This is a genomic window from Polyangium mundeleinium (assembly GCF_028369105.1).
In the GTDB taxonomy this organism is placed as follows: Bacteria; Myxococcota_A; Polyangia; order Polyangiales; family Polyangiaceae; genus Polyangium; species Polyangium mundeleinium.
The window spans coordinates 8,072,456-8,085,105 of sequence record NZ_JAQNDO010000001.1 but is presented as its reverse complement, the minus strand read 5'-3'; the positions used below and the strand labels follow the sequence as shown (position 1 = coordinate 8,085,105).

Sequence of the window (12,650 nt, the reverse complement as noted above, 5' to 3'; positions counted from 1 at the left end):
GGAATGGCGGCCGGAGGCAAGGAGAGTGATCCGCGGTCCTCGCTGCTCGCACGATGGCGAGCGAGCGGGCGCCGTCCGTCCGCGCCCCCACCGCCGCCCCGGATCGAGGTCGAGGCCGCGCCCCGTTCGCCGCCTCCGCCAGACGCGGCGACCCTGCTCGCGGCCATCGAGGCGGGCGCCGCGGGCGTCGTGCCTCCGCACGTGCTCGCGCCGTTCGTAAAACCCATCCGCGAGGCCCTCGCCCTGCCGCCCGAGGCGCGGGATCCGAAGGCGCTCGCGCTCGCCTTCGATCGGGTGGAGGAGCTCCTCGAGGCCTTTTTCTTCGCCGGGCAACGTATGCCCGCGGCGGGGGGTTAGGGCGGCGAGGAGGCGCGCGCGATGCAGCAGGCCGCAGCGCTAGGAGCGTCCTTGAACCCCTGGGTGATCGCCGCGATCGCCCTCGTGGGGATCTTGCTGCTCGGCCTCGGCATTTATTTGTTCGTGCGGTCTCGGAAGAAAGCCGGCGAGGAGGCGCCCACGTTGCCTCCGCCGCGCTCGCTCGACCGGACGTGGGACGACTTCGTGCGGCGCCTCCCGGAGAGCGTGCAAGGCGCGCCGATCGTCGTGGTGCTCGGCGAGCGTCGGGCCGGCAAGACGAGCGTGATCCAGACGGGGCTCGCGCGTTCGGGTTCGGCCTCGCAGGTCGCGCCGAGCGATACGTCGGACGCGCGGCTGTCGATGTTCGCGGGCCAGCAGGCGCTCGTGCAGGAGATCAGCGGGGAATTGCTCGAAGACACGCGGCCCGAGGCGCGCTCTTCGCTCGCCGATCTCTGGAGGCCCATCGCGCTCCGGGTGCCGGTCGTGCTTTTCGTGATCGACGCGCGCGCGCCTTCGTTCACGCCCGCGGGCCTCCGGCGCCTCGGCGCGCTCGGGCGGGACGTGGTCGATCGTCTCACGTCGCTCCGGCGCGGGCGCGCGCCGCGGGTGCGGGTCGTTCTTTCGCACCTCGACGAGCGACTCGAAGGGTTCGTCCCGCTCGCGCGCGTGGCCGAGGACGAGGGACACGCGACGCAGACCTTGAAACCCGCGGGCCGGCGCGCAGCGGACCTCGAAGGGCTGCTCGCGCCGCTCGATCCTTGTTTGTCTTCCGCGATCAAAACGCTGCCGGCCGCGCAGACGGCGGCGGTGACGAAGCTGCTCGCGGGCGGCGGGGGCAGCGTGTTCGCGGCGCTCGAACCGTTCCTCGATGCGTTCGTGGGGAATGCGACGCAGGTCGCCACGCCCGCGCTCGACGGGATCGTGGTTTCGGGTTTGCCGGAGGGCGCGGACGCGGGGATGGTGGGCGAACCGCTCGGCCTCGACGCGCAGGCGGTGCAATCCGATTTCCACGCGCACGAGCAACGTCGGACGCTGGGAGCGCTGATCGTCGGGGCCTCGATCGCGGGGCTCATCGGCGGGCTTTATCTGTGGCACTGGCAGGACGTGAAGGCCGTGCCCGCGCAGGTCGCGGGGTTCACCACGCTGCGGCCGCCGCGCAACGTGGAGATCGATCGGGCCGAAGGGAAAGCCGCGAAGGCGCTGCGAGCGGCGCTCCGGCCACGCTGGTGGCCTTTGCGGTACGCCTATCCGAACGCAAAAGAGGAGATCGACCGGCCGCGGACCGAACGCGACGGAGGCGGCGAACGCGAGCAGTTCCTGGGGAAGATCCGCGATGTGTATCTCCTGCCGGCGGCGAGGGCGTCCTCGCTGCCGGTGCGGCTTTATGCGGTGGCGCTTCTCAGGGCCTCGGAGGACAACGATCTCGGCGAGCTCGCGCTGCGCGACGAGGAGACGTTCGCGCGGGTGCTCGAGGTACCGGAGAGCGTGGTCGGCGATTACGTGACGTTCTCGTATTCGCCGTGGCGGGGAGCGATCGAAGGGCTCGATCAGGGCATTCCGCGGGGCGATTGGGAAGGGTTTCTGGGCTCGATCGACGAATCCTTGAAGAAGGGCGCGGTCCCACCGGGCGAGATCGGGGCCCTCGCGGAGAGCGCGCGCAGGCTCTCGGATGCGCTGCGTGGTGTGGAGGACGCGCCCTCGCAGAAGGAGCTCGAATCGCTGCTCCGCACGGAGAGCCCGGAGGACGCGGACAAACTTCTCGGCCCCGGAGGCAGCCACCAGATCCCGGACTGGGCGCAGCAAAAGAGCAAGGAGCTCGAAGGGCTGCTCGGCGAGGTCGACGGCTCGAAGGTCGAGGTGCCGAGCGCGGAGAACCGGACGCTGCGGCAGATCGTGGGGGATCTCGAGGGGATGAAGTGCCCCACGGGGGACACGGCCTCGAAGGAGACGTTTTCGATCGACAAGAACCGCGTCTATCGCGCGGAGGACTGGGACCGGCTCGTCGCGTCGAGCAAGTCGTCGGCGTACGTGAAGGCGTTCGTCGAGGATGTCCGGGTGAAGCAGCGTTCGCCGTTCTTCGGGCCGAACCAGACGTTCCCCGCGGTGGGCGCGAGCGACATGCCAGGGCGCGGCCCGAGCCGGCCCCTCCCAGGGCTCTACACGGCGCGGGCCGTGAATGACGAGCTCGTGCCCGCGTTCACGAAGATGGATGCTGCGCTCACGGGGGCGTGCGTGCAGCAGACGGAGCGCGACGAGCTCGCGCGGCTCGTGCGCGACGGGATGGACACGTACGCGACGGCCTACCAGAACGCGCTGTTTTCCTATGTGCAGGGCTTCGGGTTCTCGGCGGGCTCGCTCGCCTCGCTGCGGACCGATCTGCAGGACATGGCCACGCCGAGCTCGTGGTTCGGCCAGTTCTGGACGACGGTGGCGGAGAATGCAGCGGTCGACGCGGGGAGCGATCCGAATCTCGCCATCTTGCGCAATGCGCTCCGCTCGTTCGATTCGATCGTGGCGCTCCAGCCCGAGAAGGGCAAACCCGTCAACCTCGACAAGTATTACGCGATCCTGACACCGCTCATCGCCTCGCTGGAAGACGGGCCGCTCCAGGCAGCGGGCGCGCCGCTCGGGGATCGTTTGCCGCTCGTGGGAAAGCTCGGCTTGTCCCTGCTCGACCCCGACCCGAAGCACCCGATGCCGCAGGTCAAAGCATGGCTCGACGCGGCGCGGATTCCCGGCGGGGACATGCGGAGGCCGTTCCTTTTGCCGGTGAACCAGGTCTACGAGTATGCCCTGACGAACGTCGAGAAGGCCGTCGAGAAGATCTACAAGAGCGAGATTCGTCCGCTCGGCGAGCCGCTCTGGGCGCGGTTTCCGTTCCTGCCGACGGCGAAGGTCGAGGCGTCGCCGAGCGAGGTCGATTCGGTGTTCGGCATCAAGGGGACGATGCGCCTCGCCTTCAACGACGGCGTCGCGCCGGCCGCGCGCCGGAGCGACGGCGGGGCGTGGGTGGCGAAGCGGCCGCTCGACTATCGCGCCGTCGTGCTCCCGAAAGAGGCGCTCGAGGTCGGCGGCTGGTTCGACGGTCTTTCGGGCCTGCTCTGGGACGAGGCGGGCAAACCCAAGGCGATCGCGCTTTTGGTGCGGCCGCATGCGCTGCCGAAGGTGGAGCGGGAGGATCGCGTGGCCGTGACGATGTCCTCGCTCAGCGCGGGGGAGACGACGGTCGCAGGGTTCAATCAGGCGCCGGCGTGGAAATCGCTGCCCGTGCCCTGGTCGACGTCGACGCCGGCGATCGTGAGCGCGGAGCTCACGGACCTTTCGAGTGGCGGCAAGACGTCGCGGTCGCAAGAGGGGACGGGCGACGCGTGGCAGACGTTGCGGCTCGTCTGCGAGGCGCCGGCGTGGCGGGGCTCGGCGGTGTCGTGGATGCTCGGCGCGCGCGTGGCCTTCGATCTCGGCTCGGATCCGTGGGACGTGCTGCTCCCGCCGCCGAACCGCGGCTCTCGTTGCCCGTCGCGGCCGCCGCCCTCCACGACGCTAAGTGGACAAGCCTCGACGCCTCGTTGATACTCCGCTCGTGCAAGGCCACGCCTTCCTCTGCGGCCTGACCGCGCTTCTCGCCGCGGCGCTCGGGGTCGGCTGCGCGTCGTCGAAGGGTTCCCAGGTGGAGCTCGTGCTCCGCCCGGCGGCCGACGCGAATGGCGCGCGCTCCGTGTACGTGCTCGCCCGCGCCATCGACGAGAAGACGTTCGGCGCGGAGTCGTACGAGTCTGTCGCGGCACGGGTGACCACGCCCGACGCGTCGGTGCAGACCTCGGTGGTGGTGCTGCCCGGGCAGGCGAAGGTGATCCAGGTGCCCGTGCCGGAGAAGGGGACGCTCGCGATTTACGCGCTCCTCGAAAGGCCGGACCGCGATGCGTGGCGGGTGCTTCTGTCGTCACCGCCGCCGGAGAAGCTCGAGGTGCGGATCGAGCGGAGCAGGCTTTGCCGCGTCTCGAAATCGGGCGAGGTTTGCGTGCCGGAATCGCCCTGACGCGGAGCGGGTGCCTGCTGCGAGGGACCCGGGCACCTCGGGCCGCCATGGGGGCGCGTCGTTCGCGTGGCAGTAGGGGCAGCTTTCTTCTTCCGTGTCAGTCTCCTCGGGCCACCAGTTCGGCTCGTTGTCCGAGTGGCAACTCGAGCATTTTTCCCTGATCTCGCGATCGATGGGCCCCACGAAGGGGTCGAGGGTGACGTCGCAGAGCTGGCCGTTGTTGTCCGGATCGATGTGAATGCCCATGAAAGGCGGCTCCTGGGTGGCATCCATGACGACGACCATGGGGCTGCCGTCGTCGTTCGTGAGGCCTTCACATGGATACTCGCCCGAAGGAATGGGCGAGACGGCGTTGAACGGAGGCGTGCCGCTGCTGCAGCTCACGGCGACGCGTTGCACGTTGCACGCGGCGGGCACCACGCCGGTCGTGACGATCTCGGCCTCGCAGCCACACCCCACGGCCGAACTCAGCATAGACTCGAGCCCCACACCTGGGCCGTAGATCCAGGCCGCAGTGAGGCAGCCGAAGGCAGGATTCGAATTCACGTTCGTGACGCACGGGGGCGGCGGAGGCGGAGGCGGAGGGGGCGGCGACGTGGGATTCGTGGGCACGATGGTGATGCCCTGGAGGTCGCTCTCAGGGGCATCGCCCATACGCACGGCGTCGTCGTCCCCAGCGGAGAGGCACGCGGTCGCGCCCGCGCAGGAGGCCGCGAGCAAGAGGAGGTGGGTGAAGCGAAACCGGCTGAAAAGAGGCGTGCGCATGCCGAGGTTACGCCCGCCGGCCTCGGCCGGATCCACCCGGAGACGCGCGCACGAGACTTGGAGACGCGCGTACGAGACTTGGAGACGCGCGCAGGGGTAGTGTCCCAGCAAGGACACTCGTGCCCGATGCTAGGACACTCGGATCCCGCCAGCGCTATCGCATCGGCTCCCACCTGAACGCGCGCAACGGACGGCGATTGTCCGATCCCCGCACGTCACGCTTGACCTTCGTTTCAGCCTGATTCTGCGTCATCGTGTACCCGGACGAACCTCGCACGATAGGACAATGCGTGTCCTAGCTCCGCGAGAAAACCCGGGAAACCGCGGCGTTTCGTGGTAGTTTGGTCTCATCACTTGATGCCCCGATGGGTCGCAGCGACGCGACGCCGGGGCGGGATGAGGGGACCATGGGAGCGCCTCTTGCGCCCGAGAAGCGGCTTGCCGTTCTCGCGGCCCTTTGCGACGGTAACAGCATCCGCGCGACCGAGCGGATGACGGGCGTCCACCGCGACACGATCATGCGGCTTGGCCTCGCCTGGGGCGAGGGCGCGCAGAACCTCCACAACCGCGTCGCCCGTGGCCTCTCGTGCTCCCTGATCCAGGTGGATGAGGTGTGGAGCTTCGTTCAGAAGAAGCAGGCGCGCGTGACCGAGGAGGACGGGCCCGACGTCGGCGAGGCGTACACGTTCACGGCCTTGGACGCGTCGAGCCGGTTCGTCATCGGCTGGTACGTGGGGAAGCGGAACGAGGAGAGCGCACGGGCCTTCATGAACGATGTCCGCGCGCGGCTGGTCGTGATGCCCGCCATGACCTCGGACGGCTTCGCGCCCTACGTGAACGCGATCGGATCTGCGTTTGGCCCTGGCATCGATTACGCCATGACGGTGAAGAACTACGGCAACAAGCGCGGGCGGCGCGACGACGACCACCGCTACGAGCCGCCGCGCGACCCGTTCATCACGAAGAAGACGATCTTCGGCGCGCCGAACCTAGAGGCGGCGAGCACGGCCTACATCGAGCGGCAGAACGGGACGATGCGGCATCACGTCGGGCGCATGCGTCGGCTCTGCCAGGCGTTCAGCAAGCGCCTTCCGAGTCACCGTGCCGCCGTCGCCCTGGGGTACGTGCACTACAACTTCTGCCACGTCGTGAAGACGCTCCGCGTGACGCCCGCGATGCAGCTCGGGATCGCTGATTCGGTGTGGAGCTTGGCAGAGCTTGACGCCGTGCTGATGACGTCCGGGCCGTGCGAGACGCCCGCGAACCAACCCCTTGCGCCGCGCGTCCCCGAGACGACGGCGCGCGAGCTTCCCAACGGGCGCGGCTTCCTCCGCGTCGTGAGCGGGGGCAAGAGCGCGCCGTCAGAGCCTACGCCCGCGGCTCCCCCGTCCGTGCCCGTTGCTGCGCCCGTAGCGGCTTCCGCGGTCCCCGTCTCCGACGAGAACGGGCAGCTTGACCTGTTCGCGTGGAAGCCGCGCCATCTCCCGTCGATTCAACTCGGTCTATTCGATTAGTCGGTTTCTTCGTCCGTGTTGTCGACCACCCCCACGGGCTCGGCTTCGGACTGGACCGGCGCAGCACGATTCACGGCTTTCATGAATTCGGTCCAGTTGGCGCTAGACCGCATCAAATAGACAAGACCAGCAAGATGGCGTTTCAGGTGTTCCTCGCCCTGGTCCAGCAGATGTTGATGGTGCTTGCGCGCGCGTCGCCCCTGCGCGTTGACCGGGTTCACGCTGTCGAGCTTCGGCAGCATGCCGGGCAGAAGTCTGCTGTATACCAAGTCGTTCGTCAGCTTGCCGAAATATTGCGGCTTCTTGCGAATGTCGTCCGTCTTCACGTTGCGCAAGCGGAATAGCTCGACGTAGAACTCATTTGGAAACGTCTGCATCCACGTTCGGTGTTCCTCGGACACATATTTCGAAAGCAGCTTTTGCAGTTCGTCTCTGTCGCGAACGACCTGATAGCCTGTCGCCTCATCAATCAAAGCAATGATGGCAACGCGCGCGAGCGCTCTAATGAGCCGATCCGCAGCGCGTGCCGTCCCTAGCTCTTCGGCTGGAAGCAAGCCAGCCTCGCGGGCTGCGAGGAACGCTTCGCAGACGTCCGCGAGCAGGTCGGCCTTTACGCCGATCGCCGGGATGCCGAAGCCTTTCTGCCACTGATAGCGAATCGGGTTGGCGAGTTGTGCTCTGACGGCAGGCGGGAGAAAGTTTGCCACAACCGATGGCATGAACGCCGGCAGGATCTCTTGCCCGCTCCCTGCCGCCACCTGCTTCCGCTCGTAATCCGCTGGGTGCCTCTGGTGATCCAACGCGGCGGACACGCTTCGTTCAGAAAGCACACGCGTCGCGTCATCGAGCACGGCGCATTTCAGAGTGAAGCCGGCAAGCTCGATCGTGCCAGGGTAGTCGGCCACACGTACGTCGTCGGCGTTCTTCTTCCAGCGTGCGTGAGCGGCTTGTGATACGAGCACCTTCTTCGCCTCATCAGGAACACCCTTCCAACGGGCTTCCCCTGCTCTTTTCTTCTTTTCGTCGGACATTTTGCTCCTCATGCGAGCACCACTTGCTCGCATCGGACCCCATGCTTACACGGCGGACATGCGAGCGCAAGCGCGAAGGCCGCGAGGGCGAAGTTTTGGTAGGCGCCTTACGGCGATCGGGAACGACGTGCGTCGTTCCCGATCGGACGGGGGGCGAGGGGGAAGCTACGCCGCGGGCGTAGCGGCGTCGATCCTGGCCTCCAGCTCGCGGATGCCCTTCAGGATCTCCCGGCGCAGGAAGGCGCGGGCGTGGACGCGCTTGCTGGGCTCTGCGGTCGCGTCCTCGGCGAGCGTCCGCAGGCTCGCGACGACGGGGCGGAGCGCCCCCGCGTAGGCCGCCAGCGCGGCCGGGTCGGTGGTCTGAACGGCGGCGCGGACGCGCTCGCGTTCCCTCACGCGGGAGCGGGTCATGCTGCCCTCCCGATGATCGGCGTCGTCACGACGAGCTTGCCGCCGAGGAGCACCTCGACCGCGACGCCTGCAACGGCGGCGAGGCGGATGGCGAACGTGCCGGTGGGCGGCGTGCCCTTGGGGTTCGCGATGCGGCGGACGGTGTTCGCGGGCATGTCGAGCCGCGCGGCGAGCGCGTTGAAGCTCCCGAACGCGCGGCGGAGCTTCCGGACGGCGACGCGGACGTGGCGCGCCTCGTCCTCGGAGAGCATGAGCGCGCCCGACTTGCGACGGGGGCGTGGCGTCTCGGAGGGATCGGGCGGGCAGGGCGGATCGTTCTCTTGGCCGTAAGAGCCGGGCCAGTCTAGATCGTGCATGGGCGTGACCTCGTATGCGCGGGGTTGCGTCAAGCGGGCCCGGAGGTGCGTCCAACACCTTCGGGCCTGCGCCTTGTTCAGGCGCGACAACCCTAGCCGCGAAATCAACCCGCCGATCGCCGTTAGGACACTTTCGCCCCCATTAGGACACTACCCGCGCACGAGACTTGGAGACGCGCGTACGAGACTTGGAGACGCGTGCACGAGACTTGGAGACGCGCGTACGAGACTTGGAGACGCGCGCACGAGACTTGGAGATGCGTGCACGAGACTTGGAGACGCGCGTACGAGACTTGGAGACGCGCGCACGAGACTTGGAGACGCGCGCACGAGACTTGGAGATGCGCGCACGAGACTTGGAGACGCGTGCACGAGACTTGGAGACGCGCGTACGAGACTTGGAGACGCGTGCACGAGACTTGGAGACGCGCGCACGAGACTTGGAGACGCGCGCACGAGACTTGGAGACGCGTGCACGCGACCTGGAGACGCGACCTGGAGACGCGCGCACGCGACCTTTGGGTCGTGCTCAGGCAGTGTGAAGGCTCACGTGCAAGGCGGTGGCAGGACCGGACATCTCGCGAACTTGTCCGAAATTGTCCGGACATCTCGCGAACTTGTCCGGTCCTCGTGCGTGGGCGTACCTACGGCACCGGCGTGACGCCTGAAGGGGAAGGAGAAGGAGGCGCGGGCGGAGGCGTTCTCTCCAGAATGACGAACGTCGCGCGCCGGTTGCGTTGCCTCCCCTCCGGCGTCGTGTTCGTCGCGACCGGGGCGTTCGGGCCCATCGCTTTGATGACGATGCGCTTCGGGTCGATGCTGCGGCGCACGAGCAGGTCCCGCACGGCCTGGGCCCGCTGCAGGGCGAGCGCGTCGTTGCGAGGTAACGTGCCTCGATTGTCGGTGTGGCCCTGCACCTCGATCTTCGTGATCTCGGGGTGCTGGAACAGCACCTCGGCGACTTCTTCGAGCATCTGCCGGGACGAGGCGCGCAGGGTGGTCCGGCCCGTGTCGAAGAGGAGCTCACGCAAGAGGACGATCTCGCCGTCCGTGACCCGCACGAGCTCGGGGCAGCCGTTCTTCGCGGCCACCTCGCTCGGCGCGCCTTTCTCCTCGGGGCAGGCGTCGACATCGTCGGCGAGGCCGTCGCCGTCGGCGTCGCCCTTCGAATCCGGGCGATTGTCGCGGTATTGTTCGAGCAGCGCCGCCTCCTCGGCGTCGTCGAGCGGGCAACCATTTCGTGTCTCGTCGCTTTGGGGGATGCCGTAGACACGCGGGCAGGCGTCCTGATCATCGATGACGTCGTCGCCGTCGGCGTCGTTCGCGCGCTTGCGGTACACGGACGGGCACCCATTCTCCACGGCGTACACGCTGCGATCTCCGCGGACCTCGGGGCAGGCGTCCTGATCGTTCAAGATCCCGTCGCCGTCGCTGTCCCGCAGGCGCGTGGAGAGGAAAGGCGAGTAGGCGACCATCGCGACCACGCGGAACTGGGGCGTGCCGACGCCCTCGCTCAGGCCGGCGCCGATGCCCAGGCCCGCCTCGAAGTCGTCGAGGAACCGGTATCGGCCCTGGAGCGAGAGCTCGATGTTCCGATTCAGGCTGCTCGCGTCGAGGAGCACCTGCGAGATGTCGAGCTCCGTGCCGATCTGCAGCGCGCGGTCCTCCCCGAGGAGGATCGCGATGCCCGCGCCGCCGGTGATGGCCGTGCCTATCACGACGCCGTCGTCCGTCGCGCGTTTGTCGCGGATCTCGGGGCCCACGGCGAAGGACCAGACCCAGCGGTCGCCGAGCTGTCCACCGAGGAGGAGCTGCGGCAGGCCACGCACGTAGCTATCGGTGACGAAGGCGCCCGTGCCGGTGGGGATCCAGAAATAACCGCCGATCCCTACCTGGAGCGGATCCTCGTACCCGCCGTAAAGGCGAACCCGGGCGCCGAGGCGGATGTCGCCGAAATCGGCCGTGGTCGGGGACGTGTCGGCGTCGCCCGTCTGCAGGAGCGCGACGGGCACGTCGAGGTTCACCGAGAGGCGATTCCACATCGAATACGTGGCGTTCGCGTGGAGGAAGAGCTGCTGGCCCACGATCTCCGACGCCGTGGCGCCGTCGGCCGTCTCGAGGACGTAGGGGCTTTTGGCATAATCCACGAGCAGCATGCCGTGGAAGGTGAAATCGCCGGCCGCGTATGGGGATTGCACGCCGAGCATGCGATCGCCGGCGAACGCGGGCTGGAACCGAGGCAAGGCGATGTCGTCTGCACGCGCGGGGGCGGCGAGCGCGAGAAGCGCGGCGAGCGAGAGCGGGAGGATTCGCAGGGGCGAACGCATGAGCCTGGGGAGCGAGGGCAGTCTACCCGAGGGCCGTGCGGATCGGGACTTTTCCAGGGGCGAAGGCCGGTTCCTGGGAGCGACAGTTATGGGGGAGCTTCCGTCGAGGCGGCGTCACCCATGCCCGAGCGAGCCGCGTCCGCCCTTCTTGTACCGGTCGAAGAGCTTGCGCAGCTCGCCGAGCTCGATGCCGTATTCCTTGGCGATCTCCTTGTGCCCGCGCTCGCCCACGAGCATGTGGCCGAACGCCTCTTCGAGCCGCTCGAGCTCCATGGGGAGCGCCACGGGCTCGACCTGCGCAATCGGCAGAGGCGCAGGCGCGGGCGTTGGTGCGGGGGCGGGGACAGGCGCGGGGGCGGGCGCTTGTGCCTGGCCAAACCCGAGGACGTTCGCCGCCGTGGGGACGGGCGTCTCGGCCAGGGCAGCCTTCGACGGCCGCTTTACATGCAGCCGCACCGCGGGATCGCCGAGGAGGATGTAGCCGGAGAGGTCCTGCCGGAGCATCCAGAGATGCCCGAGCCGCACCTCGTCGCGCCTTCCCCCGCTGGCCTCGTGATCGTAAAGGCTCGTGAGCTCGGTGTTCGCCTGCTCGAAGAATCGCACGAGCTCGCGGAACGCGAGGCCGACGCGGTCGCCGCGCACGAGGGAACGCACGACCGACATGAAGCGGGCCGGGCGGGCGATCGGCGTGCCCGCGTCGCGCTCCTCGAAGCTGTAGGTCCAGGCGAGATCGACGTGCCCGAGGAAGGCGAGGGGGCCCTTCGGGTTCGCCAGCGCGGCGCGGGGGAGCGAGGCGATGAAGGGCGGCGCATGGCGAGGGAGGGCCTTGAGCACCTCTTCGGCCTCGCCGCCGTAATGGCCGAGCTTCTGCAATCGTTCGAGCCAGTGGCGATAGGCGCTCCGATCCGGCGTGCCGCCGCCATAACAGGCGACCATGAACCAGATGCCGCCCGGCACGAAGGGGCGCTCGCCGAGGTCGCTCGCGGCGAACGTGCCCTCGCGGCCGAATCGCATGGCCCCCTGGCGCGCGCGCTGTTCGGCGAAGCTCTTCCAGCCCTCGCGCGGGGCGCCCGCGCCGTGGCTGACGCTGAAGAGCACGCCCGGATCGGGGCGGGAGGCGACCTCGACGAGCTCGTCGAGGGAAGGCGCATCCATGCGCCCGCGCTCTTCGAGGGTGCTCGCGGGGAATTGCCCGGCATCGAGGCGCTGGCGCACGAGATCGAGGCCCGGACGCACGAGCGCGCGGTACGTGGCCGCCGTCGCCGCCGTGCCGTCGTGCACCGTGTAAAACGTGGCATGCGGGGGCGAAGCGCACGCGGCCGCGTGCTCGGCGGCGAGGATCTTGTGGACGTAGGCCTCGTAGCCGCGTTCGTCCGGAAAAGCGAGCCGTCCGACGAACCCGTCCGATTGCTGGACCTGCTGGAGCGCGAAGGGGACCTGATCGAGATCGCCGAGGATGAGCTGATAACGCGGCAAATCAATGGCGAGGTCGGCGCCCCGATCGAAGACCTCCTTGCGCCAGCGCGCGGCGCCCGCCATGTCGAGGCGCGAGGGCGCGCGGAACACCTTGACCTCGTGGCCCCCCTGGGCCGCGCGGCGCGCTTCGAGGAGGGGACGCACGAGCTCGAGCAATCGATCGCCCGTTGTTCCTTCCGGTACGATCACGCCCCAGCGCTGGGCCACGAGGTCATCCGGGTCGTCGCCCTCGTCCCAGAGGTGCGTCGGGCCGGGGCGCGCCTCGGGGCGCTCTTCGTGCTCCGCGGCCGCGTCCGTCGGCAAGCCGCCTTCGAGGAAGGCGCTGCCGTCGTCGTCGTGGCTGAGGAGGAGGTGGAGGGCATTCGCAGGCATGGCGT

At 68.6% G+C, this 12,650-nt stretch carries 10 protein-coding genes; 4 read left to right on the top strand and 6 right to left on the bottom strand.

Annotated elements, in window-relative coordinates; translation table 11 throughout:
* The first annotated feature begins 3 nt into the window (after window positions 1-3).
* The 3 genes from POL67_RS32145 to POL67_RS32135 are packed head-to-tail and all read left to right on the top strand — an operon-like array spanning window position 4 to window position 4,393.
* Entirely contained in the window at window positions 4-357 is a 354-nt protein-coding gene (locus POL67_RS32145) for a hypothetical protein (protein WP_271924133.1), read from the top strand.
* Window positions 358-408: 51 nt separating this feature from the next.
* On the top strand, window positions 409-3,927 hold the full coding sequence (locus POL67_RS32140; RefSeq protein WP_271924131.1) for a type VI secretion system membrane subunit TssM: 3,519 nt from the start codon (window positions 409-411) through the stop codon (window positions 3,925-3,927).
* 10 nt (window positions 3,928-3,937) lie between these two features.
* Window positions 3,938-4,393 (top strand): type VI secretion lipoprotein TssJ, encoded by a 456-nt coding sequence (locus POL67_RS32135; protein WP_271924129.1) that lies wholly within the window; start codon window positions 3,938-3,940, stop codon window positions 4,391-4,393.
* On the opposite strand, the gene POL67_RS32130 is transcribed toward POL67_RS32135, so the two are convergent.
* Window positions 4,298-5,158, bottom strand: a complete 861-nt coding sequence (locus tag POL67_RS32130) for a hypothetical protein (protein WP_271924127.1) — start codon at window positions 5,156-5,158, stop codon at window positions 4,298-4,300. The genes POL67_RS32135 and POL67_RS32130 overlap by 96 nt on opposite strands.
* A 407-nt stretch (window positions 5,159-5,565) precedes the next feature.
* Here POL67_RS32130 and POL67_RS32125 point away from each other — a divergent pair, with 407 nt between their 5' ends.
* Complete coding sequence (locus tag POL67_RS32125; RefSeq protein WP_271924125.1) at window positions 5,566-6,672, top strand: transposase; 1,107 nt, start codon at window positions 5,566-5,568, stop codon at window positions 6,670-6,672.
* On the opposite strand, the gene POL67_RS32120 is transcribed toward POL67_RS32125, so the two are convergent.
* The 5 genes from POL67_RS32120 to POL67_RS32100 all read right to left on the bottom strand — a co-directional run bounded on the left by POL67_RS32120 (window position 6,669) and on the right by POL67_RS32100 (window position 12,645).
* Window positions 6,669-7,703, bottom strand: coding sequence for a P63C domain-containing protein (locus POL67_RS32120; protein ID WP_271924123.1), 1,035 nt, complete (start codon window positions 7,701-7,703; stop codon window positions 6,669-6,671). The two genes, POL67_RS32125 and POL67_RS32120, sit on opposite strands and share 4 nt — an antisense overlap.
* 165 nt (window positions 7,704-7,868) lie before the next feature.
* Window positions 7,869-8,114, bottom strand: coding sequence for a hypothetical protein (locus tag POL67_RS32115; RefSeq protein WP_271924120.1), 246 nt, complete (start codon window positions 8,112-8,114; stop codon window positions 7,869-7,871).
* Window positions 8,111-8,470, bottom strand: a complete 360-nt coding sequence (locus POL67_RS32110) for a hypothetical protein (RefSeq protein ID WP_271924118.1) — start codon at window positions 8,468-8,470, stop codon at window positions 8,111-8,113. Before POL67_RS32110 ends, POL67_RS32115 begins: the two co-directional genes overlap by 4 nt.
* A 644-nt stretch (window positions 8,471-9,114) precedes the next feature.
* Entirely contained in the window at window positions 9,115-10,797 is a 1,683-nt protein-coding gene (locus tag POL67_RS32105) for an OmpA family protein (protein WP_271924116.1), read from the bottom strand.
* Window positions 10,798-10,911: 114 nt separating this feature from the next.
* Window positions 10,912-12,645, bottom strand: a complete 1,734-nt coding sequence (locus POL67_RS32100) for a hypothetical protein (RefSeq protein WP_271924114.1) — start codon at window positions 12,643-12,645, stop codon at window positions 10,912-10,914.
* Between the last annotated feature and the right edge of the window lie 5 nt (window positions 12,646-12,650).

What these genes read in the sequence shown, in the direction of transcription:
- POL67_RS32120 (WP_271924123.1), bottom strand. Translation starts at nt 7,703, where the DNA reads ATGTCCGACGAAAAGAAGAAAAGAGCAGGGGAAGCCCGTTGGAAGGGT.
- POL67_RS32115 (WP_271924120.1), bottom strand. Translation starts at nt 8,114, where the DNA reads ATGACCCGCTCCCGCGTGAGGGAACGCGAGCGCGTCCGCGCCGCCGTT.
- POL67_RS32110 (WP_271924118.1), bottom strand. Translation starts at nt 8,470, where the DNA reads ATGCACGATCTAGACTGGCCCGGCTCTTACGGCCAAGAGAACGATCCG.
- POL67_RS32145 (WP_271924133.1), top strand. Translation starts at nt 4, where the DNA reads ATGGCGGCCGGAGGCAAGGAGAGTGATCCGCGGTCCTCGCTGCTCGCA.
- POL67_RS32130 (WP_271924127.1), bottom strand. Translation starts at nt 5,158, where the DNA reads ATGCGCACGCCTCTTTTCAGCCGGTTTCGCTTCACCCACCTCCTCTTG.
- POL67_RS32105 (WP_271924116.1), bottom strand. Translation starts at nt 10,797, where the DNA reads ATGCGTTCGCCCCTGCGAATCCTCCCGCTCTCGCTCGCCGCGCTTCTC.
- POL67_RS32125 (WP_271924125.1), top strand. Translation starts at nt 5,566, where the DNA reads ATGGGAGCGCCTCTTGCGCCCGAGAAGCGGCTTGCCGTTCTCGCGGCC.
- POL67_RS32100 (WP_271924114.1), bottom strand. Translation starts at nt 12,645, where the DNA reads ATGCCTGCGAATGCCCTCCACCTCCTCCTCAGCCACGACGACGACGGC.